General features: G+C 45.1%; 21 protein-coding genes. 19 read left to right on the top strand and 2 right to left on the bottom strand.

Features of this window, described 5'->3' with window-relative positions; translation table 11 throughout:
• Positions 1 to 143 precede the first annotated feature (143 nt).
• The 4 genes from HU147_RS04970 (at position 144) to HU147_RS04955 (ending at position 4,685) form a co-directional block, all read left to right on the top strand.
• Positions 144 to 1,136 (top strand): 2-keto-3-deoxygluconate permease, encoded by a 993-nt coding sequence (locus tag HU147_RS04970; protein ID WP_224075190.1) that lies wholly within the window; start codon positions 144 to 146, stop codon positions 1,134 to 1,136.
• Between the two features lie 14 nt (positions 1,137 to 1,150).
• Complete coding sequence (locus tag HU147_RS04965) at positions 1,151 to 2,446, top strand: four-carbon acid sugar kinase family protein (RefSeq protein WP_224075189.1); 1,296 nt, start codon at positions 1,151 to 1,153, stop codon at positions 2,444 to 2,446.
• Positions 2,433 to 3,434 (top strand): 4-hydroxythreonine-4-phosphate dehydrogenase PdxA, encoded by a 1,002-nt coding sequence (gene pdxA / locus HU147_RS04960; protein WP_224075188.1) that lies wholly within the window; start codon positions 2,433 to 2,435, stop codon positions 3,432 to 3,434. Before HU147_RS04965 ends, pdxA begins: the two co-directional genes overlap by 14 nt.
• A gap of 345 nt (positions 3,435 to 3,779) precedes the next feature.
• Positions 3,780 to 4,685: an alpha/beta fold hydrolase gene (locus HU147_RS04955; protein ID WP_317985487.1), complete on the top strand. Its 906-nt coding sequence runs from the start codon at positions 3,780 to 3,782 to the stop codon at positions 4,683 to 4,685.
• Between the two features lie 57 nt (positions 4,686 to 4,742).
• On the opposite strand, the gene HU147_RS04950 is transcribed toward HU147_RS04955, so the two are convergent.
• The gene (locus HU147_RS04950; RefSeq protein ID WP_224075187.1) at positions 4,743 to 5,666 is read right to left on the bottom strand and encodes an LCP family glycopolymer transferase; all 924 of its coding nucleotides are present in this window, start codon (positions 5,664 to 5,666) and stop codon (positions 4,743 to 4,745) included.
• Between the two features lie 338 nt (positions 5,667 to 6,004).
• Between HU147_RS04950 and HU147_RS04945 the strand changes: the two genes are divergently transcribed.
• The 11 genes from HU147_RS04945 to HU147_RS04895 all read left to right on the top strand — a co-directional run bounded on the left by HU147_RS04945 (position 6,005) and on the right by HU147_RS04895 (position 19,910).
• Positions 6,005 to 9,307 (top strand): ATP-binding protein, encoded by a 3,303-nt coding sequence (locus tag HU147_RS04945; protein ID WP_224075186.1) that lies wholly within the window; start codon positions 6,005 to 6,007, stop codon positions 9,305 to 9,307.
• A 20-nt stretch (positions 9,308 to 9,327) separates the two neighbouring features.
• A complete protein-coding gene (locus HU147_RS04940) occupies positions 9,328 to 10,023 on the top strand; it encodes a response regulator transcription factor (protein ID WP_224075185.1) in 696 nt (231 codons plus the stop codon).
• Positions 10,024 to 10,190: 167 nt separating this feature from the next.
• Positions 10,191 to 10,616, top strand: a complete 426-nt coding sequence (locus HU147_RS04935) for a DUF4870 domain-containing protein (protein WP_224075184.1) — start codon at positions 10,191 to 10,193, stop codon at positions 10,614 to 10,616.
• 38 nt (positions 10,617 to 10,654) lie between these two features.
• Complete coding sequence (locus tag HU147_RS04930) at positions 10,655 to 11,443, top strand: YveK family protein (protein WP_224075183.1); 789 nt, start codon at positions 10,655 to 10,657, stop codon at positions 11,441 to 11,443.
• Positions 11,430 to 12,080 (top strand): CpsD/CapB family tyrosine-protein kinase, encoded by a 651-nt coding sequence (locus tag HU147_RS04925; RefSeq protein WP_317985486.1) that lies wholly within the window; start codon positions 11,430 to 11,432, stop codon positions 12,078 to 12,080. The genes HU147_RS04930 and HU147_RS04925 overlap by 14 nt, the downstream gene beginning before the upstream one ends.
• A 37-nt stretch (positions 12,081 to 12,117) precedes the next feature.
• Positions 12,118 to 13,971 carry a polysaccharide biosynthesis protein gene (locus HU147_RS04920; protein WP_224075181.1) on the top strand — a complete coding sequence of 618 codons (1,854 nt, stop codon included), beginning with the start codon at positions 12,118 to 12,120 and terminating at the stop codon, positions 13,969 to 13,971.
• 60 nt (positions 13,972 to 14,031) lie between these two features.
• Positions 14,032 to 15,393, top strand: a complete 1,362-nt coding sequence (locus HU147_RS04915) for a hypothetical protein (RefSeq protein WP_224075180.1) — start codon at positions 14,032 to 14,034, stop codon at positions 15,391 to 15,393.
• A gap of 176 nt (positions 15,394 to 15,569) precedes the next feature.
• Positions 15,570 to 16,730, top strand: a complete 1,161-nt coding sequence (locus HU147_RS04910) for a DegT/DnrJ/EryC1/StrS family aminotransferase (RefSeq protein WP_317985491.1) — start codon at positions 15,570 to 15,572, stop codon at positions 16,728 to 16,730.
• 136 nt (positions 16,731 to 16,866) lie between these two features.
• On the top strand, positions 16,867 to 18,009 hold the full coding sequence (locus HU147_RS04905; protein ID WP_224075178.1) for a YeiH family protein: 1,143 nt from the start codon (positions 16,867 to 16,869) through the stop codon (positions 18,007 to 18,009).
• Between the two features lie 109 nt (positions 18,010 to 18,118).
• Entirely contained in the window at positions 18,119 to 19,489 is a 1,371-nt protein-coding gene (locus HU147_RS04900; protein ID WP_224075177.1) for a M20/M25/M40 family metallo-hydrolase, read from the top strand.
• A 91-nt stretch (positions 19,490 to 19,580) separates the two neighbouring features.
• Complete coding sequence (locus HU147_RS04895) at positions 19,581 to 19,910, top strand: hypothetical protein (protein ID WP_224075176.1); 330 nt, start codon at positions 19,581 to 19,583, stop codon at positions 19,908 to 19,910.
• A gap of 44 nt (positions 19,911 to 19,954) precedes the next feature.
• On the opposite strand, the gene HU147_RS04890 is transcribed toward HU147_RS04895, so the two are convergent.
• Positions 19,955 to 20,428 carry a hypothetical protein gene (locus HU147_RS04890; protein WP_224075175.1) on the bottom strand — a complete coding sequence of 158 codons (474 nt, stop codon included), beginning with the start codon at positions 20,426 to 20,428 and terminating at the stop codon, positions 19,955 to 19,957.
• Between the two features lie 131 nt (positions 20,429 to 20,559).
• Here HU147_RS04890 and HU147_RS04885 point away from each other — a divergent pair, with 131 nt between their 5' ends.
• The 4 genes from HU147_RS04885 to HU147_RS04870 all read left to right on the top strand — a co-directional run bounded on the left by HU147_RS04885 (position 20,560) and on the right by HU147_RS04870 (position 25,156).
• Positions 20,560 to 21,237, top strand: a complete 678-nt coding sequence (locus tag HU147_RS04885; RefSeq protein ID WP_224075174.1) for a hypothetical protein — start codon at positions 20,560 to 20,562, stop codon at positions 21,235 to 21,237.
• A 122-nt stretch (positions 21,238 to 21,359) separates the two neighbouring features.
• Entirely contained in the window at positions 21,360 to 22,346 is a 987-nt protein-coding gene (locus HU147_RS04880) for a LacI family DNA-binding transcriptional regulator (protein WP_224075173.1), read from the top strand.
• 92 nt (positions 22,347 to 22,438) lie between these two features.
• Complete coding sequence (hisD, locus tag HU147_RS04875; RefSeq protein WP_224075172.1) at positions 22,439 to 23,719, top strand: histidinol dehydrogenase; 1,281 nt, start codon at positions 22,439 to 22,441, stop codon at positions 23,717 to 23,719.
• A gap of 114 nt (positions 23,720 to 23,833) precedes the next feature.
• Positions 23,834 to 25,156 carry a GntP family permease gene (locus HU147_RS04870; RefSeq protein ID WP_224075171.1) on the top strand — a complete coding sequence of 441 codons (1,323 nt, stop codon included), beginning with the start codon at positions 23,834 to 23,836 and terminating at the stop codon, positions 25,154 to 25,156.
• Positions 25,157 to 25,206: the final 50 nt, after the last annotated feature.

Here is a 25,206-nt window from a genome sequence, read left to right as displayed (position 1 = left end):
AATATTAAACTATTTATCATTTTTAGTGAAAAAATATTATTCGGTTGTTGCTTTTTTACACAACTCTTTTTATAGTGTTATTGAAAGCGTTTTCTTACCAAAAATTCAATCAATTCAATCACAAAGGAAAAGAGGGAAATAAAATGAAAATCAAAAAGACCTTGGAACGGATCCCTGGCGGAATGATGGTTGTCCCTTTGCTATTAGCTGCAACAATCAATACCTTAGCACCCGATTTGCTGAGAATCGGCGGATTTACAGAAGCTTTGTTTGTCGATAGCGCCAATGCACTCATTGCACTATTCCTACTTTGTACGGGTGCGCAGATCAACGTAAAAATGTTTGGCGTGTCATTGGCGAAAGGTGCAACCTTATTGACGACAAAATGGGTTGTAGGAGCGGCTGTCGGCCTGATTGCCTACATGTTTGCCGGTGACAACGGCTTGTGGCTCGGAATTGCGCCGATTGCCGTTATCGCTGCAATGACGAACAGCAACGGCGGCTTATACATGGCATTGGTCGGCCAGTACGGCGGAAAAGACGACAGGGCAGCTTATTCTTTATTGGCATTAAATGACGGACCGTTTTTAACAATGGTGGCTTTGGTTATTTTTGGAACGATGGGATTTGTTGAAGGGCTGTTTTCACCGGTTACGTTTATCGCCGTATTGCTGCCAATCATTATCGGTATGATTTTAGGGAATTTGGATGAAGACATGCGTTCATTCCTCGATCAGGGAAGCGCTATGCTCATTCCGTTCTTTGCTTTTGCACTTGGGATGGGCATTGATTTCCAAGCTATTATCGAAGGCGGGCTTGGCGGAATTGCCCTTGGGTTAATGACGGTGTTCATTACGGGAACAGCAGGATATATGATTTTCAAAGCGCTGAAATGGAATCCGATTGTGGGAGCTGCAGAAGGCTCTACTGCCGGTAATGCTGTAGCAACGCCGGCAGCAATTGCGGCTGCCAACGCCAGTTTTGTTTCAATGGTTGATATCGCAACGGTGCAAGTGGCAGCTTCTACGGTTACAACGGCAATTTTGCTGCCCCTGTATATCGCATTTTTAGTAAAACGGTTAGAAAGAAAAGGATTTATGTTTGATAATGGAGCCTTGATCAAAAAAGGTGCTTGAAGGAGTGGCGGACAATGACAGCTCAAATTGGCATCATTGCGGATGATTTTACTGGAGCAAATGACAGCGGCGTCAGACTGGCGCAAAAGGGCTTAAAGTCAAAAGTCATACTTGCCGAAACGGACGAGCTGCAGCACGCAGGCAATTCCGAAATAGATGTGTGGATTGTTGATACCGATAGCCGGGCTATGGAGGCGGAAGATGCTTACCAAGCTGTTTGGCAGGAAGTAAACCGCTTAAAAAAGCGTGGAGTAAAAAACTTTTATAAAAAAGTGGATTCAACGATGCGAGGCAGCGTAGCAGCAGAATTGAAGGCAATGCAGGAGGCGGCAGCGATGGATATTCTTTTCATCGCGCCGGCTTTCCCGGATATGGGGAGAACTGTCGAAAACGGAATTTTGTACGTCAATGGAGTACCAGTTGCGGAAACTGAATTTGGACAGGACCCGAAAACACCGGTCCGGCACAGCTACATTCCCGATTTATTGGCAGCTGGTCAGATGAAAACCGCGGTACTGACTCGTGGTGAGTTAAGTTCTGCGAGCCTGGAAACGTGGATACATGAACAAGTGGAAGCCGGAGTGCGCTGGATTGTGTGCGATGCAGCAGAAGACGCGGACTTTCGAAAGCTCGCAGCACTCGGCTCCAAATTGGATTTGGCCATTGGCTGGGCAGGTTCTGCCGGGTTAATCCATCATTTATATAGACCACAGGCCAATAGCACTCCGATAGAATCACTGCAAAACCCTGCAGAAAAAGTATTGGTGGTTTCGGGCAGTTTATCTTCCAAAACGATGGAACAGCTGGAAAAAATGAAAACGAGAACGGCAACAAAAATGATTGAAATCGATCCGCTCCTATTGCTGAAGGACCCTGTACAGGCGGCAACGGGACTCGCAACTCTGATGGAGACGGACAACTGGGACAGTGCAGTACTTTATGTCGGCGGCACAAAAGAAAACCGCGAAAAGGTAAGCGCATGGGCAGCGCATAATGATTGGACGCCTTACCGGACAGGCAAAGGAATTTCGGAAGGGCTCGGGCATCTGGTCCAGGCTGTGCTTGAGTTTGCTGATATTGATGCGCTCATTATGACGGGCGGGGACACAGCCAAAGACATTTGCGATATCCTCGGCATTTTGGATATGGAACTGCTTTTTGAAGTAGAGCCAGGAATGCCGCTCGGTATGGTAACATGGAACGGCAAAGAAATAATAGCTATTACAAAAGCCGGCGGTTTCGGTGAATCCGATTCACTGGCCAATGCTGTGGATTATTTAAAAGGAGCTGGACTGCATGCAAACAACTAAACCGATTATTGGAATTACGATGGGAGACGCGGCAGGCGTCGGACCTGAAATAATACTAAAAAGCTTTGAACACGACATTGTGCACGAATCAAGCCGGGCGTTTGTCATTGGGGATGCGTCCATTCTGGAACGGGCAAAAGGTTTCACAGGCAGTACAAAGTCCATCAATCGCATCAGCTATCCTTCAGAAGCAAAGTTTGACAGGGAAGCCATCGATTGCCTGGATTTAAATCTGCTTTCTGAAAATTTGCCGGTTGGCCAAGTGTCGCCGGAAGCGGGCGACGCAGCTTTTCAATATCTGGAAAAAGCGATCAGTTTGGCAAATGCGAAAGAAATCGATGCGATTTGTACAGCGCCGTTAAATAAGGAAGCCCTTCAAAAAGGCGGCCATATGTATCCGGGACATACGGAAATTTTGGCAGAACTGACTGGCACTAAAGATTTTTCTATGATGTTGTCTGCTCCAAATCTAAAAGTGATCCATGTGACGACGCATGTCGGAATTATTGATGCCATTAACATGATTACACCGGAGCGGGTTCTGCACGTTATTCAATTGGCCCATGATACCTTAACAAAAGCGGGAATCGAAAAGCCGAAAATTGCCGTGTGCGGAATCAATCCGCATGCAGGGGAAAACGGTTTGTTCGGTTACGGAGAAGAAGAAGAGAAAGTAATCCCGGCAGTAGAAAAAGCAAAAGCTGCGGGCATTGATGTTCAAGGGCCGCTGCCCGCAGATACGCTGTTTTTCCGTACAGTCCGCGGAGATTTTGATATTGTGGTGGCGATGTACCATGACCAGGGGCATGCGCCAGTCAAAGTGCTGGGGCTTGAAGCGGGGGTTAATATCACCGTCGGCTTGCCAATTATCCGGACCAGCGTCGATCACGGTACCGCTTTTGATATTGCGGGTACCGGCAAAGCAGATGAAAAGAGTTTAGTAGAAGCGCTTCGCCAGGCTGTAGAACTGGCGCCTAAAAAGCAATAGGAAGTTTACCCGTCTATGTTTTCTGCATAGGCGGTTCTTTATAGGCTTATTTATTAGAAAATTCAGTATTTACATATATTTCAAAGTCTATATAATTGAATTCAGAGGCTGGGAATTCGATTTAGCATACTATCCGCTTTTTTTCTGGCCGAAAGACAAAAGGAAGGTGGTTAAAGAAATGCTTGAAAACGTTTTTTATTCACAGGAAAAGCACGGTCCATATAAACTGTTTAATCTGGGGAGTTTTGAGCTGGAAGAGGGGGGCATCATACCGGACTGTAGACTTGCTTATGCAACGCATGGAAAATTGAATGAGAAAAAAGACAATGTCGTTATAGTGCCTACGTGGTTTTCAGGAAGAGCAAAGATTATGAATCTTACATAGGCAAAGGCAGGGCTCTCGACCCCGATAACTATTTTATCATTGTCATTAACCAAATCGGCAATGGACTATCAAGTTCTCCGCACAACAGTCCGCCGCCCGTCAGCATGCAAAATTTCCCGAAGGTGCGGATCGGCGATGACGTACGGGCACAGCACCGCCTGGTTACGGAACTGTTTGGCATACGGGAAGTGGCGCTTGTAGTCGGCGGCTCGATGGGAGCCCAGCAAACCTATGAATGGGCAGTCCGGTATCCGGAAATGGTCAAACGGGCCGCTCCGATTGCAGGTACTGCGAAAAACACCATTCATGATTTCTTGTTCACCCAGACATTGATCGATGCGATCACTTCGGATCCCGGCTGGAACCTCGGTGAGTATCGTTCACACCTGGAAGTGGCAGACGGGCTGAAGCGCCATGCGGACATTTGGGCAGTCATGGGCTTTTGCCCGGAGTTTTTCAATTTGGAGAAATGGGACTTGTTTGGTGTTGAATCTGCCGAAGAACTGGTGGAAGGATTCCTCGAACCTTTCTTTCAGATGATGGATCCGAATGCCCTGCTTGCCATGGCGTGGAAATGGCAGCGCGGCGATGTCAGCCGTTTGGCAGACGGCAATTTAGCGGAAGCGCTCGGGCGCATACAAGCCAAAGTATTTGTCATGCCGATTGATACGGACATGTTCTTCCCGCCAGCTGATTGCGAACGGGAACAGCAACTGATTCCAAATAGTGAGTTGAAAGTCATCCGCAGCATCGCCGGACATTTCGGCTTGTTCGGAGGAGAAGGGGCAAGCTACCATGGCCAAATCGATGAACACTTGAAAGAATTGCTGGCTGTGCCTGTATCAGAGAGCATTGTGGAACAATGAAAAGCTGTTGAATACTAAAAAAGCCAACTACTGCACATTGCAGCGGTTGGCTTTTCTTTATTTCAATCCCAAATGTCCTTTCAATTCTGCTTTAATTTCTGCAAGTTCCTCTTTGTCCATCATATAATACCAAATTCCTCCGATGGTTTCGCCGTAACCTTTTTCAAAAACAAGCTGTTCGATATCGGTTGAGGCATTGCGGTAATTCTTCTGGATGTCGATCATCTCACTGAATTCCATATTGGTTTTGACATTGTTGCCCAAGGCATCAAAAATTTTCGGATAGTTGAATAGGGTCGTAGCGGAAACAGCTTCTGACATAATGCTTTGGATGACTTGTTTTTGCCGGTCCTGCCGGCCAAAGTCGCCGTTGGGATCCTGTTTGCGCATCTGCACAAAGTCCAGGGCCTGGTCACCGGCTAAGGTCAACTCTCCTTTTTTGAAGTCATCAAAGGCAAAGGCGTTGTCGACGACAATGCCGTCCAAAGCGTCGATGACGTCTTTAAACCCTTCCATGTTTAATTGGACAACATAGTCAATGGGTATATCCAGCAACTTTTCTGTCGTATCAAGCGACATCTCGATTCCGCCGAAGGCATAAGCATGGTTGATTTTATCCTCTAGATCAAGTCCGACGATTTCTGTATACGTATCCCGGGGAATGCTGACCATCTTTGTCGAATTGTCAGTCGGGTTGATGGTCAAGACAATCATTGTATCAGAACGCCCGCGGTCATCTTCCCGTTCGTCAACTCCCAGCAGGAGGACGGAAATGGGACTCTTTTCTTCCAGCACCACTTTTTCTTCGCGCATAGGGGAAGCCTCTCTTGCAATCGGCTGATGGATTTCATCCAGAGTATTTGAAGCTTTAGGGAAGAGGATTACCAAATATACGACCGCAGCAAGAAAAAGAAAGATGAAAGAGCGGCTGACCCAACGGCTCTTTTTTCTGGCTCTTTGGCCGCTGTTTTGTTTAGGCATGATTATTCACCTCTTTCGGGGCATCCAATGCCCTAAATTGGAATATAAGACAAATTACATCATCTATTTCTTTTTAATAGCTTAATTGGTTTGTTCTAATAGGTCAATAGTTTTAATTGAATTTTCAGAAAGAAATAAGTTTTCATTTTATGAGATAAATGATATGATTCTTATAAATCAAACAACCTATTTTAAATACATAATATGTAAGACATAAGATTCAAATTTTCTGAATTGTAGATTAAATGGTAATATTTAAAGGTACATTACCTTATTTATGATTATATTGTTAGTGCCTTAAGGCGGAAGTGATTTTTAAAGAACAGAGGTGTTTCAATATGTCTTCAACTTATCAGAATATATCTTGGGCGATAAAATTCCTGTTTGTTTTTTGGGTTTTATTGATGCTGGCAGGCAGTGGAAATGAGCCGCCGCATCCCATTGAAAGCGAGCAGATTCTGGAGTTGAGCGACTCGCAGACTCATTTGGAAATAGAAAACGGAGTATATATATTTGAAGACGATCAAGGAGATTACACAATTGAAGATATGCTCCGCCCAATCATGAATATGCAATTCATGCCAAATGTTGAAGGGACATTGAATAAAGGATTTACCGAAACCGTATATTGGCTGCGGTTCCAAGTCCAGAATGCATCGCCTGAGAAAACCTGGCTGCTTGAAGTTGCTGCTCCGTCCTTAAGCAGTGCCACTTTGTACTCGCCGGCTGCCGGCGGGGAATATGCTGCGAAAGAGCTTGGAAGAAACAGTGACTTAAAGGAACGGGAAGTTTATCACCGGAATCTGGTATATAACTTGGAACTGGAAGAAGGAACAGTGAAGACGTATTACATGCGGGTAGAATCAGAAGGTCCGCTGCAAATCCCAATCGCGATTTGGGAGCAGAAACGGTTTGAAGAAAAGGCGCGTACGACCACCGTGTTTATTGGAATTGTGAGCGGCATTCTGTTTGTTGTCTTGCTCTATCATTTTGTGCAGTTTTTAAAAGTCCGTCAGCTGAGTTATTTGTATTTTGTGTTCTTGGCCTTTTTATTCGTTTTTACTTTTACTTCAATGGCCGGGTTGACGTTAACCTTTATATGGCCGGATCTGCTCTGGCTTAACGAACAGTTTTTATTGCTGCTTGCCGGCATTTCTACTATTTTTGTACTCCTTTTCACCGAAAACTTTCTGGATGTGCGCCGCCACTTGACGAGAGCCAAACGCGTATTTCAGCTATTGAATATCAGCAGTTTAGCCGGACTTGCTTTGCTGCTCTTTTCAGATGATGCCGCCCGTTGGGTTATCCCCGCCATTCTCATCATCAGTCTGGCATTTATCTTTTCCATGGCCATGTTCAGTGCGCAAAAAGGAATTCTTTATTCCCGTTATTTTGCCGCTGCCGCTTTCTTCCTGTTTTTTGGAGCTGCCGTTTCATTTTTGACGCTTGCAGGAGCTCTGCCGTTTACTGGAAGGTCGCATCATGCAGGTTATACCGCAATTTGCATCGGAATTTTTTTAATAGCCTTGGCGTTGGCTGATAAAGCTGCTGTGAAAAGGCAGGAGAAATACGAATTGGAAAGAAAAGCGATTGAACGGCAGCGGCTTGCAATGGAATCATTAAAGCATGCCAACGAACGGAAAGATGAGCTGCTGGCTGTGACCTCCCACAATTTACGGACTCCGTTATACGGCATGATCGGCATTGCGGAATCCTTGCAGGAAGTGTCAGCGGGCAGAATTTCTCCGGCGATGTCGCACCAATTGGGCACCATCATTTCCAGCGGGAAAAAAATGGCGCATATGATCAACGATATCCTTGATTTTTCAAAGCTCAAGCAAAATACGCTCGATATCCATGTTGAACCTGTCCGTTTAACCGATACGGCAGAAACGGTTATCACAGTGTGTGCGCCGCTGGTCAAGGATAAACAAGTGGCTTTGTATCATACGATTTCCGATAATTTGCCTCTTGTCATTGCTGATCCGGATCGTGTGCAGCAAGTCCTGTTCAACTTGATCGGCAATGCGGTGAAATATACACAGACAGGAGAGATAGTTGTCTCCGCACAAAAAACAGGAAAACAAATTAAAATTTCTGTGCGCGATACCGGAAAAGGAATACAAGAAGATAAAATTTCTTCGCTTTTTGAACCTTACCGCCCTGAAGATACCGATGATGGAGAAGCCCGGGGCGTGGGGATCGGCTTGAATATATCCAAACGGCTCGTGGAATTGCAGGGCGGTTGGGTGGACGTCGAGTCTAAAGTGGGGACCGGTTCCATTTTCAGTTTTACACTTCCGATTTACGTGGAAGGAGAATTGGAAGAACCCGAAGCGAACGGGGGGCTGGTTGTGGAGGAAATGTCATCGGAAGAGTTGGCCAATACCATGGCTCAGCGCCGATTCGACCGGAAACAGATGCGGATTTTGGTAGTGGATCCGGAAGGCGTGAACCGCCAGATGGTAACCTATCAACTGATGCGTGAAGGCTACGAAGTGGCGGGCGTGACAAGCGGTGAAGATGCACTTCAGCTGCTTGAAGAACGGCCGATTGATATGGTGATATTGGAATGGGAATTGGCGGATATGTCAGGAGACGAACTTAGCCGAAGCATCCGGAAAAAATTCACTTTAACTGAATTGCCGATTTTGATGCTGTCGAAAGAAGAAGACCTTCAGCATAAGACGAATGCGTTTACTGCAGGGGCAAACGATTATCTGGTAAAACCATGTGACAAAGAAGAATTTTTGGTTCGGGTCGAGACGCTGGCCAATTTAAGAAGTCTGACCCAGGAAATCACCAATATCAATTATTTCCTGGAACGCAATATTAAAGAGCGGACGATGGCGCTTGAAATCACCAATATGAACTTGGTGACGGTCAATGATGAAATTCAGGAAATTGAAAAATCGCGCAATGAGATGCTGTCCACAATTTCCCATGAACTCGGAACGCCGATTACACTGATCCATAGTTACATCCAGGCTGTAAAAGAGAGTTTGATTGATGAAAAGAATCCAAGGTATTTAGATATGATCCACAACAAATTATTGCTGCTGGAACGGCTGACAGAAGATCTGGTCGAGCTTTCAAAATACAAATCCGGCAATATGACTTTACGTTTCGAACAAGTGAAACTGGGGGACTGGCTGCAGCGCCTCGTGCTGGGCATGGAATATGATGTGACGCAAAGCGGGCGTATTTTTGAACATCAAAAAGGGACGCATGAGCCTTGGCAAGATGGAATGGTATTGTCCATAGATGCAGACCGGATTGACCAGGTGTTCTCCAATGTTCTGTGGAATGCCGTCAAACATACATCGTCAATTGACGGGAAAATTACGGTATCTGCTCAAGTCTTCACCCACGATAAAGAAGAGACGGTGCTGGATCTGGAAGAGTTTGATGGAGAAGTCATTATCAAAGTGGCGGATACGGGGAGCGGAATCGACAAAGATGTCCTGCCGCATATTTTTGACCGCTTCTTCAAGATGGATGCGTCGGCCACATACAAAGGAAGCGGGCTTGGGCTCGCCATCGCAAAAGAAATTATTCTTTCACATAAAGGAGAGATTTGGGCAGAAAGCGAAGTGGGCAAAGGAAGTGTGTTCTACATCGCATTGCCTTTGAATTTCTGAAACTTGTAAGGAGGGGTATTATGAGTGAAGCAACTGTGCTCGTTGTTGAAGATGAAGAGGGAATCCGTGAATTGATCCGGTTATTTTTAATGAAAAAAGGCTACAAGGTAATCGATGCAGAAGACGGGTATGAAGCCATGGACAAGCTTGCCAAAGAAAATCCGGATTTGATCCTGCTGGATATTGAAATGCCGGGAATCAATGGGCTGGAAGTATGCGAACAAATCCGGATGCAGACAAAACTGCCTATTCTTTTTGTCAGCTACCGCAAAGAGCTTTCGTATAAAATACAGGGGCTTGAAGCCGGAGGCGATGATTACATTACGAAGCCGTTCGATTTCAACGAACTGGAAGCGCGCATCCGGGCAATTTTAAGAAGAAATGGCTGGACCAATGGAGAAGAAGAGAAGCTTTCCATCCTCCAGTACAATAATATTAAAATTCATATTGATGCAAGGGAGCTGTATATCGACGACAAGCCGGTCCACCTTTACCATAAAGAGTTCCAGCTGCTCCTGCTGCTTGCCCAGACGCCGAACCGGGTTTGGACCGCTGAACAATTGTATGACCGCATCTGGGGCTATTACTCCGAAGGAGATATCCAGACGGTGAAAGTCCATATCAGCAATTTGCGCCGCAAAGTGGAGAAAGATCCCGCCAATCCTTGCCATATCCGGACCGTCAGAGGGTTCGGCTATAAATTTGCGACTGAGTAAAATGATTCAGTTAAAATACCCCTATCTTTTGTCACTAAGACAAAAGGTAGGGGTATTTATTTTTTTATTCGAAATTATTTTAATAATTAAAACTATTTAACTTCTTTTTAACCTTGTCTATTTAGTATTAGGTCAAATGATTGAGATTAATAAAGGAGGAACAGAACATGGTTGAGAACAATTTCAAAATGTCTGACGAACAGCACTTGAGCAATCTGGATAAACAAACAGTGTTTAAACGGCCGGCAGAAGTAGGTGCTGCCAGTTCGGACAGCACATCCATAGGGCTTAATGAAAATATCGCTGGCTCTCTGGCTTATCTGCTCGGTTTTTTCACAGGCTTCATCCTTCTATTGATTGAAAGAGAAAATCGGTTTGTCCGGTTCCATGCAATTCAATCCATTTATTTATCAATCAGCTTTTTAGCGGTATTTGTCATGATGGGCATGCTGCCTGTGGTGGGCTGGCTGTCCGGTGTGATTCTATCGCCGATTGGGTTGGTGCTCTGGATCATCCTCATGCTGAACGCCTATAACGGCAAGTATTCAAAAATTGCCTATATCGGGGAAATTGCAGAAAAGCAAACGCATTAAAAGCAGTTCAAAAACAATTAGAAATAGAGGTGTAAGGCATGGAAAGTACGTTCAATGTAAAAGAATTTTTAATCGCTTTACGTAAACGGCTTCCGCTGATCATCATTGTGACTTTGCTATTTGTCGCATTGAGCGGAATTGTCAGTTATACGATGATGAAACCGATTTATCAGGCATCCACACAAATTTTAGTAAACCAGAAAATCACCAATCCGCTTCAGTCAAACGATTTGAATATCGATGCCAATATCCAATTGGTTGAAACATATAACATCATCATCAAAAGCCCGGCCATTCTGACAGAAGTTATTGAGGAACTGGAACTAAAGGAATCCATTTCAGATTTGGACAAGAGCATTACGGTATCAAGTGAAGAAAATGCGCAAATCCTTACGCTGGAAGTACAGGATGCTTCCATGGAACGGGCTGTACTGATCGCCAATACAACGGCTTCCGTTTTCCAGGCTAAGATCAAGACGTTGATGAATGTAGATAATGTCAACATCCTGGCACCTGCAATCGTGCCGGTAACTCCTGAACCGGTCAAGCCGGATCCGCTGTTTAATATGGCAATCGGTGCAATTATCGGCTTTATGCTGGGAACCGGCCTTGCGATTGTAGTGGATCAAATGAATACGACCATCCGGAAAGAAGAAGATATTGAAGAAATCACCGGGCTTCAAGTGCTTGGAATTGTCAGTAATGTTCCAGGCAGCAAGGAATACAACCGAACAACCAACATTAATGAAAAGAAGGAGTTGATAGCTGATGTGGACGCAGAAAAAATCAAAGGGGTCAGCAACCCGAAAATTGGTGGGTCATACTAAGCCCCAAGCATTGGTGAACGAACAGTACCGAACCATCCGAACAAATATCAACTTTTCCTTGCCAGGCGATGACACCAAAACCATTTTGTTCACATCGGCTGCAAAAGAAGAAGGGAAATCAACAACTTCCTGCAATATGGCCATTGTCTTTGCAGAAGCAGGAAAAAGAGTGCTGCTGGTCGATGCAGATATGAGACGCCCTACTTTGCATCATTCATTTCAGCTCAGCAACAAGGTCGGCTTGTCCAATTTGCTTTTGAAAAAAGGCCGGTTGCAGGACTGTGTGAAAAGAAGCGGCGTTGTAGGATTAGATCTTCTGCTGTGCGGCCAGATCCCTCCGAATCCGGCAGAGCTGCTCAGTTCTCCGGCACTGGATGGCTTACTCGAAGAAATGAAATCACGGTACGACTTGATCATCATTGATTCTCCGCCTTTATTGGCAGTTACCGATTCCAAAATATTAGCCAATAAGTGCGACGCCACCGTTCTAGTGGTGAACACAGGCAAGACGGAGAAAGACAGCGTCAAAAAAGCGAGAGATGCCCTTGTTACTTCGAAAGCATTTATCCTCGGCGTTGTGATGAACAATTATGAGCTGACAAAAGAAAATTATTACTACCATAACTACAACAGCTAAAGCTTTTTAAAATGAAAGATGAGATGGGGTAATTCAATTGACGATAAAGAAAAGATTCATTTCATTATTCTTCATTGACTCACTGATCCTTCTTTCCTCGATCTATGCTTGTTATTTGTTTCTGTATCCGTATGCGAGCGTACTGTCCAATGAAATGCTTTTCATTAGTACAGTCACGCTTTTTATCGCATATCATTCGTTTGCCTGGCATTTCGGTTTATACCGCAAAGTCTGGTCTTATGCATCCGTTGACGAGTTGAAATCAATTGTTGTGGCTGTGTCATTGACTATATTTGTAGCGATGATCATGCAGTATGCATATTCGAGCCAGTTGTATATCAGGACTTTGATGCTCTCGTGGATGCTGCTTGTTTTCTTTATCGGAGCTTCGCGGATTTCCCTGAGAATCCTTCAGGAAGGCAAAGTTAAGAAAAAAGCGATACTGACCAGCCGGACGATGGTAGTCGGGGCAGGGCAGGGAGGAAGAATGATTGCAAGGCATATGAAGCAAAATCCGGAATGGGGAAGAAATCCAGTAATCTTTGCAGATGATGATAAAACGCAATGGGGGCTTGAAATCAACGGAATTGAAGTTGTAGGATCTCTGGAACGGATTCCTGAATTTGTAGCCGACCACAAAATTGATCAAATTGTCATTGCGATTCCTTCGCTTTCGAAAAGAGAAATGGCGGAGTTGACGAAAAGGTGCATCGATACCGGCGCCAAAACACAAACACTTCCACGTATTGAAGACTTAATGACCGGCAAAATCAAGGTCAGCGATATCCGGGATGTAAAAATTGAAGACTTGCTCGGACGTGAGGAAGTAAAACTGGATATGGCTGCGATCGAAGAACAAGTAAAAGGAAAAACGGTGATGGTCACCGGTGCTGGCGGCTCAATCGGTTCGGAAATTTGCCGGCAGATTTCCAACTTCAACCCGGCCCGCCTCTTGCTGCTTGGGCACGGGGAGAATTCCATCTACACCATCGACATGGAGCTTCGCAGAAAAGTTCCGAAAACAACAGAAATCATTCCCATCATTGCAGATGTCCAGGACCGCGAACGCATTTTCCAGGTCGTCAACCAGTTCCGACCGGATATGATTTACCATGCAGCTGCCCATAAGCACGTGCCGCTGATGGAAGCGAATCCGCTGGAAGCTGTAAAAAACAATGTGTTTGGGACGAAAAATATTGCGGAAGCCGCTGATAAATACGGGGTTGAAAGTTTTGTCATGATTTCAACCGATAAAGCGGTCAATCCGCCGAATATCATGGGAGCAACTAAGCGTTTTGCAGAAATGATTGTGCAGAATCTGGCAATCAACAGCAAAACCACTTTTTCAGCGGTGCGTTTCGGAAATGTACTTGGATCACGTGGAAGCGTGGTGCCGCTATTTAAAGAACAAATTGCCAAAGGCGGCCCGATTACGATAACCGATCCGGAAATGACGCGTTATTTCATGACCATTCCTGAAGCGTCGCGCTTGGTGATCCAAGCAGGCCTCCTGGCTTCCGGAGGAGAAGTGTTCGTTCTGGATATGGGAGAACCCGTTAAAATTGTTGATCTTGCCCGCAACTTGATCAAGTTATCCGGCTACGAAGAAAATGAAATAAAAATTCAATTTACAGGCATGCGGCCAGGTGAAAAATTGTACGAAGAACTGCTTGATGCCAGTGAAATTCAGGAAGAAAAAATATTCCCGAAAATTTATATCGGCAAATCAACGCCAATCGGCCAGGTAGAGATGCTGAAGGTCATCAAACAGCTTCCTGAGATGGATGCGGAAGAAACGAAAGAAGTCTTGCTGAAGCTGGCAAACCGAAAGCGTCCGGAACCGGAGTGGCAGGACAGTTGGAAAGTGGAGGCAAAAGGCGAATATGCTTAATAATCAATTGGCAAAAAACAGGGTGCAGCCCATCATTAACACTTAAAGGAGGAAGTGCGAATGCGTGATTTTACAATGAAAATATACGACAATTCGCCGATTTACTTCCAAAACCTTTTAACAAGTCTTGAGGGATATATTGAAACCAAAAAGAAATATGGTCATTTATATTTTAAGTTTTTGAAAAAACTTGGCCAGCGCGATTACACAGATCAAGTGTATGAAAAGGAGTACCAGCAGCAGGAAATGCAGAAATTGATCAAGCATGCGTATGAGGAAAGCCCATTTTACCGGAATTTGTATAAAAACATCGACCTTGCCACAATTCAAAGTGTGGAAGATCTGAAAAAATTGCCGATTCTGGAAAAAGAAGTGGTCAGAAATCATATTGAGTCGATGTATACAATTCCTGAAAAGTCGGCTTTGGTTGCCTATACCCTTGATTCGGCTGGCATCCCTCTGAAAATCTTGTTTACAAAGGAAGATGTTCAAAAACATATGGCGTTTCTCGATTTTTTCAAAAAGCAGCATGGCGTCATCAATTTGGAAATGAAGCGGGCCACTTTCAGCTCGGACCGCTTCATTCCAAAACGGCAGCAGAAAAAAGTTTTCTGGCGGGACAATTACTCCATTAAACAGCGCCTTTATTCCTCTTATTACTGCATTGAACAAAATGCAAAGGAATTTGTGGATAACCTGGACAGCTATAAGCCCGACTTTATTGACGGCGTGCCTTCCGCCATTTACGAAGTGGCCAAATACATCAACCGGAATAATATCATTCTATCTTTTAAGCCAATTGCCATTTTCACGACAGCCGAAGCACTTTCCCCGGCTTACCGGAAAGAAATCGAAGAGGCATTCGATTGTCCGCTCCGTTATCACTACGCCTCCTTGGAAGGAGCGCCTTTTATAACGGAATGTATAAAAGGGAAGCTTCACTATAACTTAAGCTCCGGTGTGATTGAAACAACCGAAGACCAGGAAATGATCATCACTTGTTTCAACACATACGGCACGCCGTTGATCCGCTATAACCTTGGAGAACGGATCGAATTGCTGCAAGACGAAAAAACCTGCGAATGCGGCAATTCCCATCCGGTATTGAAGGAACTGAAAGGCAAGAAGGAGGACTATCTTCAGTCGAAGAGCAAAGGGAAGTTTACCGCGCTCTATATGTCGATGGCCAGCAGCAAATTTTCGGACAGCATCCGAAAGATTCAGTTTATCCAAAATTCCCGGGATGCAATCGACGTAATGATCGAAGCGGCGGAAGGATATACAAATGCGGTGACGGCAAGCATCCATGAAGAAATGGAATACATCTTCGGCAAAGACATGCGATTCAATATCCGTATTGTTGAAGAAATCCCGTCTCACGCCAGCAATAAATTCAAGCTGATCATCAATAATTTGAACTGAGAAATATGAGGTCATTAAAGGAGTGGACGCAGGTTAATGGGATATTTGAACAGCAACTGCCAATCAAATCAAACTATCATTCCCTTGGTGAATATGAATGATATACCGGACAGAAAGGGGGAGATGAAACGATGAAAATCCTTCCAATCGAACAGAATAAACAAACGAATATTTTCATATCTTCTATGGAAAAAAAAGAAAGAGTCTTTTTGTCTTCACCGCATATGACCGGCAATGAAATGAAATACATTCAGGAAGCATTTGAGACCAACTGGATTGCCCCTATTGGGCCGAACGTGGACAAGTTTGAAGAAGAGTTGGCGTCTTATGTCGGAACAACGGGCGGAGCGGCTCTCAGCTCCGGAACAGCAGCCATTCATTTAGCGCTCCGCTTACTGGAAGTCGGTACAGGCGACCGGGTATTTTGTTCAAGTTTAACCTTTGTGGCAAGCGCCAATCCGATTCTTTACAACGGCGCGGAACCGGTTTTCATCGATTCTGAAGAAGAAACGTGGAATATGTCTCCAAACGCTTTGCGCAAAGCATTTGCGGCGGCAAATAAAGAAAGGCGTTTGCCAAAAGCCGTCATCGTCGTCAATTTATACGGCCAAAGTGCAAAAATGGATGAATTGATGGCAATCTGCAACGAATACGATGTTCCGGTGATTGAAGACGCGGCTGAGTCATTAGGTTCTTTGTATAAAGGAAGGAAGAGCGGGACGATCGGGAAATTCGGTATCTTCTCTTTTAACGGCAATAAAATCATCACAGCTTCGAGCGGAGGCATGCTGGTTTCCAATGATACGGATGCATTGGAAAAAGCACGTTTCCTCGGATCTCAGGCAAAAGATCCGGCTCCATACTATAAGCATCACGAAGTAGGATACAATTACCGCTTGAGCAATGTACTGGCAGGAGTCGGGCGGGCTCAGTTGGAAGCCATTGATGACCGCGTCAGAGCCAGACGGAAAGTGTACGAACGCTATGCGGAAGGCTTTAAAGACATCCCGGCTATCCGTTTTCAGCCTGAATTGGAAGGAACATATTCCAACCGCTGGCTGAGTGTATTTACCTTGGATCCGGAACTGACTTCATTGACGCCGGAAATCATAAAAAATGCACTTGAAGCTGAAAGCATTGAATCCCGCAATGTCTGGAACCCGCTGCATCAGCAGGAACTGTTCAAAGGGACACAATTCTTCGCCCACGGCGATGGAGAAGCGGTAAGCGATAAAATATTCCGGCACGGATTATGCCTGCCTTCCGGTTCCAATATGGCGGTCTACCAGCAAATGCGCGTTATTGAAGTAGTCAAAGGGCTGTTTTTGCAGCATTAAGGGTTAAGGAAAAGCCTGTCTTTAAAGATGGGCTTTTTTGTTTTGAGCGCAGAAAGCTACTTAAGACCATATTTAATGCTAGAATTATAAAAGTATTTTAGTCATATATTATTAAACGCATGTGAGGATGAAGAGAATGGCGGACAAATTGAAGAAGGTTTCTATAGGAAATTATATTCCGGGATTGTTGATTTGCTTGGTAGTCATGCTGGCGGGAATTTACGGGGCTGATTTAATCGGGATTTTGCTATTGGCTGCCGGAATTTTGCCGGAAGGAAGTGCCAGTCCAATTTCCGGAATTTTTGTGGCCATCTTGATCGGGATTGTGATACGCAATACAGTTGGCTTGCCGGATCTTTTTTCAAAAGGCATCAGTTTTGCTGTAAAATATGCGCTTCGTGCCGGCATCATTTTGCTTGGCCTGCGCTTAAGCTTGACGGAAGCCTTGAAATTGGGAGCCTGGGGACTGCCGCTGATTGTCGCCTGCATTTCAGTCGGACTTTTTGTCACATTGTTTTTTACCAGCAAAATGAAGCAGTCCAACCGCTTGGGCACATTGATTGCGACGGGTACTGGCATTTGCGGGGTCACAGCAATCATGGCCACAGCACCTGTAATTAAAGCAAAAGAAAACGAAATTTCTTATGCGGTGGCAAACATCACGATATTCGGCTTATTGGGGATGCTTTTTTATCCTTATCTGGCACATGGATTTTTTGCAGATGAACCGATCAAAGCCGGCTTGTTTTTAGGAACAGCCATCCACGACACGGCGCAAGTGACAGGCGCAGCTCTTATATACGATCAAATGTATGAATCGGACACCGTCGTGGATGTAGCTACCATTACCAAATTGACCCGGAACTTATTTATTATTGCAGTTATTCCTTTTGTGTCTTATTTGTTTTTCAGAAATGGCAATAAAAATGGCCAAAAAACAATATTGCCGAAGTGGTACAAGCTGTTTCCCTTGTTCATCCTTGGCTTCTTGTTTTTATCTTTAGTCCGTACAATTGGAGATGCCACTGTATCTTCAACCGGACAGGCTTTCAGTCTTTTCAGTCCGGAAGCCTGGGAGAGCTTCTATAGTTTTTGGAGTTCGTTCGGTTCCACGTATATGCTGGGCCTTGCCATGGCAGGAGTCGGGCTTGGAACGAATTTGAAAATTTTTAAAGGTCTCGGCATCAAGCCGTTTTATATCGGATTGATCGCTGCAGTTTCAGTTGGCGGCGTCAGTTTGCTGCTTATTTCGTTATTTGGCGATTTAATTACGGTATAAGGAAAGCTCCCTATTTCTTAGGGAGCTTTTTTGATCTTGTCAATCATTCGAAGTTAAAATATTCTCACTAAGATATAATAGAATACAAAGAAGAGGGAGGGATCGAGAAATGGAAGAATTAAGCGCTATGCTGAAATCTGTAGAATCACTTGTTGATGAAAAGAAAGAGGAATATCTTGAAACGTTATACCGCTTTCTTCGCATCGAAAGCGTCAGTGCAGAAAACCGAGGGATTGACGAGGCATGCGATATGCTGAAAGAATTGATGGAAAGCATCGGGATTGAAACGAAAATCCTGCCTTCTGCCGGAAATCCTTTTGTATACGGGGAAATCATGCAAAACCCGGAAGCTTTTACTTTATTGATCTATGGGCATTATGATGTACAGCCTCCAGATCCGATTGAAGAATGGTTGTCGCCTCCTTTTGAACCGACTGTACGCGACGGAAAAATCTATTGCCGCGGCGTTGGGGATAATAAAGGGCAATTGATGGCACAACTCTTAGCGATTAAAAGTTACCAGGACGCCGCAGGAAAATTACCGATTAACATTAAATTTTTGTTTGAAGGGGAAGAAGAAGTCAGCAGCCCAAACCTCTCGGCTTTTGTAGCAGAAAATAAGGAGTTGCTGAAAGCCGATTTGGTTTATACCTCAGATGGCCCAAAACATGATAGCGGTGCCCCGTTGGTTCTACTAGGCGTTCGTGGGATTACATATATCGAGATGACGGCTAAAGGCGCTGACTGGGATAACCATTCCGGCAACAAAGGTAATATTGTACCGAATCCTGCCTGGAAAATCATCGATTTGCTGAATACGATGCGCGATTCAGAAGGCCACATCTTAATCGACGGCTTTTACGATGATATCCGGCCGATTACAGAAAAGGAAGAAGCGCTCATCCGCAGTTTGCCGTTTGACCGTGAAAATATCGCGGAACAAGTCGGCTACGCTGATTTCAATATGGAAAAGGAAGAGTATTACCGGAAGCTGACACTTGAACCGACGTTTAACATTGCGGGATTTACCAGCGGCTATGGCGGGGAAGGCTCAAAGACGATCATTCCATCTACAGCTGTCTTAAAGATGGATATTCGCTTGGTAGTCGACCAGGACCCGGATGACATCTACCGGAAAATCGAAGCGCATGTGAAAAAACATGCACCGGATATTGAATTGAAAAATCTTGGCGGCATGAAGCCTTCCCGGACTTCCGCCGACCTTGATGTTGTCGATGTAGTAAAGATGGCGGTCCGCAATGCGTTCCGCCGGGAGCCTGTGATGCAGCCAAGCATGGGCGGCAGTCTGCCGGACTATGTCTGGACCGATGTGCTGGAGACGCCGTCGGTCATTGTTCCATATGCCAACTTTGATGAAGCCAACCATTCGCCTAATGAAAAGATGGGCATTGCTGATTTTACCGATGGCATCAAATGTACTTGCCATGTTATTGAGGCAATTGGAAAAATGACTTTCTAATTTTATGCCCAAAAGCGGTATATGCTTTTCTGGGTGTTAAACCTTTTGAAGAGCGGGTATAGGATAGAAGAGTTTAAAGGAGGCGGCCTGTATGGAACTAATGGCGGAACGAGACTTGTTAAAAGACGATTACGGCAATTTCTATATGATCTCCAATGCAAGCGGAGACAGTTTGACTGTGGTGAATGCAGCTTTGTACTATGCGTTCAATGAGACGCTGGATGACTCCCTCGTCGCTAAAGTAAGGGATCAATATCCGAACGAAATTGCCTGCGGCAAATACTTCGCTGATTTAGTGGAAGCGCATATTGAAAAGCTTGAAAATGGTGAAGTGGCGGGCGGTATTTATTCGATTGAAGAGGCGAAGAAGCATTACAGTTTACACATTAAACCCATATACGGGGATTCATTTAATGCATGAAAAAGCCGTGCCGGAAGAATGTTCTTCCGGTACGGCTTTTCGTTTTATGGGCCTACAGGTTCCAGTGCATCGGATGTTTCAGACAAAACAACGCCAGATAAGTCCTTGACGATGATTTTTGGCTGTTGCCCTTCGTAATAAGCGGAATGGAGATAAGCAGTCCGAACCTTTGTATCGATAAAAGGTGCTGCCATCAAATTATCAAGTGATTCTCCGTCCCGGTTATCCAGGGTAATGATGATTTCATCTGAATCTTTTTTAATTCCGGCAACTTTCTGTGCACCTTTTGCATTTTCAGCTGCTAATCCGGATAAAAAAAGATCGAAGTCTTGCTGTGTTAAATAGATCGTTTCCCATTCCTGCAGCGTAATTTCCTCGAAAGGCTGATCCAATAATTCAAGGTTCGAGCTGCTTTGTGGTGCTTGTGAATCCGTTGCTGTTTTTTCGTCTATGCCATTTGAACAGCCGGCCAGCCAAATGCTGCAAATAATCCCAGCTACTAATAGTTTTTTCTTCATAGTTTCCCTCGCCTAATATGCAATGTTAGAAATAAATTTTACCAATAAAATCCTGAAACTGCCAACTTATTTGTGGCTGCTTTGTAACATCGGGCCCAAAAGCTCGTCTAATACAAAAAGGAGAAATTTAGATGAAGCGCATCTGGGTACCTTCAGTAATTGTCTTGCTGTTGTCAGCTTGTGGTTCAGAACCCGTTATGCCAGAAGTCGGAACGCCGGAGCCCGAAACGGAAATTCCAGAGAACGTGGATCAAGTTGCTGGAACTGATACTGAAGCAGAGGAAGCAGATGGAAACTCAGCTGATCTTTACGCTTACTTTATGGAAGATGGGACGACTGCCAAGTTTAAAGGAGAAGGCAATGAGTATGCAGCTATCACATTGCAGACAACTTATTTGCCGGAAGGGCATATTGCCGTTTACGAAGATAATGGGGGAACAGTCATCTTGCGGGTATACCGGCTTGGGGATGGGCAGGTAGAACTGGTAAAAGAAGAGCAGGAGTTTTATGAAGAGTACACACCAACCAAAGAAGAATTGCAGGCGCTCGAGCCGATTTCGCTCTATTATAAATTGCCAATAGAAGCAGGCGATGAAGTGAAAGGAATGACCGTCATCCAAACCGATGCACAGGTGGAAACGCCATACCGCAATTTTGACCAGGCGATTCTGCTGGAACGAACAAGCGAAGACGGGGCATTGCTCCGATCTTATTTCGTCGAAGGTTTCGGGGAAGTGAAAAGGGAGTTCCGGATGACAGAAGGAGACGAAGAATATATTGTAACTTCCAGTTTGGAGTCAATTCAGTGATGGAAGAAAGCATCCGTGCCTTTTGGTGCGGATGTTTTTTTAGATCTTTGAGATAAATTAATGCCAGCGATATCCAAATAGTGTATTCTAGAGTTCGAGATTAGCGAAAAGGGTGGAGAGCTTTGAAACACACAGTAACGGCAAAAGATGTAGCGAAGTTGGCAGGGGTTTCCCAGTCATCGGTATCGCGCGTGTTTTTTGAAGGGGCAAAAGTATCCGAGAAGACCCGTGCAAAAATTATGGCTGCAGCGGAAGAACTCGGTTACCGCCCAAATGAATTTGCCCGCAGTTTGATTACCAATCGGACCAAAATCATTGGCATTGTCATGAAAGGCGTGCATAATCCATTTTATCCTCAAGTGCTAAAGCAATTCGCAGCGGCATTCAAGGAAAAAGGGTACAGCATGTTATTCGTCCATACGAACAATGACGAGATTGAAGCGGAAGACGTAGAAACTTTGCTGAATTATAATGTGGCAGGCGTCATCATTACGGATGCCGTTATGGCGCTGAACGTGGGAGAAGAATTCAAGAAAAATAAAATTCCGCTAGTATTCTTCAATCGGAAACTCAATTCTGATGAATTTTATTCTGTCAGCTGCAATAACTTGGACGCCGGCCGTAAAGTAGCACAATATTTCTTTGATCAAGGGATAGCAGAAATGGCTTATATTGCCGGGGATGCCGACACATCGACAAGCCGGGACCGGCAAAGGGGATTTCAGGAAGTTTTGAAACAGAAGAAAGCGGCCTACCGCCATTTTTCTGCTGATTACACGTATAACGGCGGCTATACAACAGCGATGCAAATGATTGAAGAAGGAAATACGCCCCCGGCCATTTTTGTAGCAAATGATATTATGGCGCTTGGCGTGTTGGACGCATTGAAGAAAAATTCAATTCAAGTGCCGGAACAAACGAAAGTCATCGGCTTTGACAATATTGAAATGGCATCTTGGCCAGCTTATCAATTGACGACGTGGGAACAGCCGATCGATGAAATGATTGAAGCAACGTTAGCCTATTTATTGGCCGAGATTGCCGAGTATACAGGAGCCGCTGAAACATTTGAAGTAGATGGGCATTTAATTGAACGGTCAACTACGTAATAAATATTGACTTTTTAAACAATTTGAAATATCCTTCTAAATGTAAGCGTTTTTGCATACGTATTCAAAAATATAAAACCGGAGGGGTTAATATGGTGAGAGTATATAAAGCAGGAAAATCACAAGAAGAAGTGAGTGCCAATGACGCAAAAGTATCACAAATTGTCGCGGAATCCTTAAAAGATATTGAATCAAGAGGCGATCAGGCAGTCCGTGAGCTATCGGAGAAATTTGATAAATGGGCACCTGAATCATTCCGCTTAACTGATGCGGAAATAAATGAAATCGTTTCCAAAGTTCCGGAAGATGTGATTGAAGATATCAAATTTGCCCAAAAGAACATCAAGGCTTTCGCAGAAGCGCAGCTGGCTTCTTTGAACGATGTGGAAGTGGAGCACATTCCAGGCGTTATTCTGGGCCATAAAAATATTCCGGTTAACAGCGTAGGCTGTTATATTCCAGGCGGGCGCTATCCGATGGTTGCTTCTGCTCATATGAGTGTCTTGACGGCTAAAGTTGCCGGCGTCAAACGTGTAATCGCTTGCACACCGCCGATTAATGGTGAAATTCCAAATGCAACCATTGCCGCTATGTCTTTGGCTGGCGCGGATGAGATTTACCTTCTTGGCGGCATCCAGGCAATGGGGGCAATGGCCATTGGCACAGAAACAATTGAAGCAGTGGATATGATTGTAGGACCCGGAAATGCATTTGTGGCTGAAGCGAAGCGCCAGCTATACGGCAGAGTCGGAATTGACTTGTTCGCAGGCCCGACAGAAACTTTGGTAGTGGCAGACCACACAGCAGATGCTGAAATGATTGCAACAGACCTTCTTGGACAAGGCGAGCATGGCCCGACTTCCCCAGGTGCATTGATCACAACTTGTGAGCAATTGGCAGAAGAGACGGTGAAAGAAATTGAGCGCCAACTCGAAACGCTGTCCACCGCCGACGTTGCACGTGTGTCTTGGGAAGATTACGGCCAAATCCTGATTGTCGATTCGATTGAAGAGGCGCGCATTGAAGCGGACCGTTTGGCATTCGAGCACGTGGAAATCCTGACAGAAAATCCGGATTATTTCCTTGAAAATATGACGAACTACGGCTGCTTATTCTTAGGGCCAGAAACGAATGTTGCATACGGCGACAAAGTAATCGGAACAAACCACACCTTGCCGACAAAAGGGGCAGCGCGCTACACTGGCGGTCTATGGGTAGGGAAATTCATCAAAACCGTGACATACCAGAAAGTAACGACTCCGGAAGCAAGTGCTTATATCGGCGAGTATGCTGCACGCCTTTGCCAACTGGAGAATTTTGCAGGACATGCAGAACAGGCGCTTCTCCGCGTCAGACGTTACGGCAATAAGTAAAAATATTGGTTTTCCGGCGGGAGCTTATGCTTCCGCTGGTTCACTATTTTTAAGGAAATAGGCGTATGGCAATGATAAGCAATTACACAAACAAGGGATGATGGAGGAAATTATATGTTAGGTACGATTGGGTTGTTCGGCGGTTTGGCATTATTGATTTATTTGACGATGAAGGGCATGAACCTGTTGATTGCTGCCCCGATTACAGCATTGTTGGTGGCAGTTTTGAATGGTTTGCCAATTTTCCCTCAGCTGGCTCCTGAAGGGGCTGCTAACTTCTTAACAAATTACATGACCGGGTTCACCGGCTTTATCGCTTCCTGGTATTTGATGTTCCTAACAGGGGCAATATTCGGGAAAGTGATGGAAGACAGCGGAGCGGCAGACAGCGTGTCCAAATGGATTGTCAGCAAAATCGGCATGAAACGGGCGGCTTTGGCGGTTGTCATCGCCTGTGCAGTACTGACTTATGGCGGGGTCAGTTTGTTTGTTGTAGCCTTCTCTGTATATCCGATGGCACTCAGCTTGTTCAAACAAGCGGATCTGCCGCGCCGATTTATCCCGGCGGCGCTTGCGTTCGGATCAACAACTTTCACGATGACTTCCGCAGGTTCACCGGAAATCCAAAACTGGATTCCGATTGAATTTCTGGGCACGTCTCCATATGCCGGCTGGGAAGTCAGTGCGATTGTAGCCGTCTTTATGATGGTTTTCGGATACTGGTGGCTGAAGAAGATGATCAACAAAGCCGTTTCAAAAGGCGAGCATTTTGTTGCACGGAAAACCGATCCATCTTCTGAAGCACGCAAAGAATTGCCGAATCCACTGCTCAGCATGATTCCGTTAGTGGTAGTTTTAATCATTTCATTTATTTTCCATGATTCTTTGGGAACTTCCGCTTTGATCATTGCTTTAAGCGGCGGTATTCTGGCCACGTACTTAATCAATAGAAAATACTTCCAGAATATTGGCCACGCATTCGGTGAAGGGGCACTAGGTGCTGTGATTGCAATTGCCAATACGGCAGCAGTTGTCGGTTTTGGGGGCGTAGTAAGAGCAACGCCTGCATTCGAATCAGCCGTGGATGTTATGACAGGGATTCCTGGAAGCCCGCTCATTGGCGGTGCATTGGCAGTTGCCATTATTGCCGGTTTGACCGGATCTTCTTCCGGTGGACAGGCAATTGCCCTGCCGCTTCTGGCGCCGCATTACCTTGATATGGGCGTTAACGCAGAAGCCTTGCACAGAACGGTTTCGATTTCATCCGGGTCGCTGGATTCATTGCCGCAAGGCGGATACGTTGTAACGACTATCCGGTCAATTGCTGGTGAAACGCACCGGGATGCTTATCCGGCCTTTGGTGCACTTTCTGTAGTGGTGCCGCTGCTTGGGGCTGCACTGGCAGTGGTTCTGTTCTCACTTGGGCTTGGCTTATAGGATGAAAATACCCAGCAAACTATTCGTTTTGTAGTTTGTTGGGTATAGTT

This window comes from Planococcus chinensis (assembly GCF_020071995.1).
Lineage (GTDB): Bacteria > Bacillota > Bacilli > Bacillales_A > Planococcaceae > Planococcus > Planococcus chinensis_A.
This window is presented reverse-complemented; position numbering and strand designations above follow the sequence as displayed.

Coding starts and splice junctions, on each gene's coding strand:
- HU147_RS04970 (WP_224075190.1), top strand. CDS start 144: ATGAAAATCAAAAAGACCTTGGAACGGATCCCTGGCGGAATGATGGTT.
- HU147_RS04965 (WP_224075189.1), top strand. CDS start 1,151: ATGACAGCTCAAATTGGCATCATTGCGGATGATTTTACTGGAGCAAAT.
- pdxA (WP_224075188.1), top strand. CDS start 2,433: ATGCAAACAACTAAACCGATTATTGGAATTACGATGGGAGACGCGGCA.
- HU147_RS04950 (WP_224075187.1), bottom strand. CDS start 5,666: ATGCCTAAACAAAACAGCGGCCAAAGAGCCAGAAAAAAGAGCCGTTGG.
- HU147_RS04945 (WP_224075186.1), top strand. CDS start 6,005: ATGTCTTCAACTTATCAGAATATATCTTGGGCGATAAAATTCCTGTTT.
- HU147_RS04940 (WP_224075185.1), top strand. CDS start 9,328: ATGAGTGAAGCAACTGTGCTCGTTGTTGAAGATGAAGAGGGAATCCGT.
- HU147_RS04935 (WP_224075184.1), top strand. CDS start 10,191: ATGGTTGAGAACAATTTCAAAATGTCTGACGAACAGCACTTGAGCAAT.
- HU147_RS04930 (WP_224075183.1), top strand. CDS start 10,655: ATGGAAAGTACGTTCAATGTAAAAGAATTTTTAATCGCTTTACGTAAA.
- HU147_RS04915 (WP_224075180.1), top strand. CDS start 14,032: ATGCGTGATTTTACAATGAAAATATACGACAATTCGCCGATTTACTTC.
- HU147_RS04905 (WP_224075178.1), top strand. CDS start 16,867: ATGGCGGACAAATTGAAGAAGGTTTCTATAGGAAATTATATTCCGGGA.
- HU147_RS04900 (WP_224075177.1), top strand. CDS start 18,119: ATGGAAGAATTAAGCGCTATGCTGAAATCTGTAGAATCACTTGTTGAT.
- HU147_RS04895 (WP_224075176.1), top strand. CDS start 19,581: ATGGAACTAATGGCGGAACGAGACTTGTTAAAAGACGATTACGGCAAT.
- HU147_RS04890 (WP_224075175.1), bottom strand. CDS start 20,428: ATGAAGAAAAAACTATTAGTAGCTGGGATTATTTGCAGCATTTGGCTG.
- HU147_RS04885 (WP_224075174.1), top strand. CDS start 20,560: ATGAAGCGCATCTGGGTACCTTCAGTAATTGTCTTGCTGTTGTCAGCT.
- hisD (WP_224075172.1), top strand. CDS start 22,439: ATGGTGAGAGTATATAAAGCAGGAAAATCACAAGAAGAAGTGAGTGCC.
- HU147_RS04870 (WP_224075171.1), top strand. CDS start 23,834: ATGTTAGGTACGATTGGGTTGTTCGGCGGTTTGGCATTATTGATTTAT.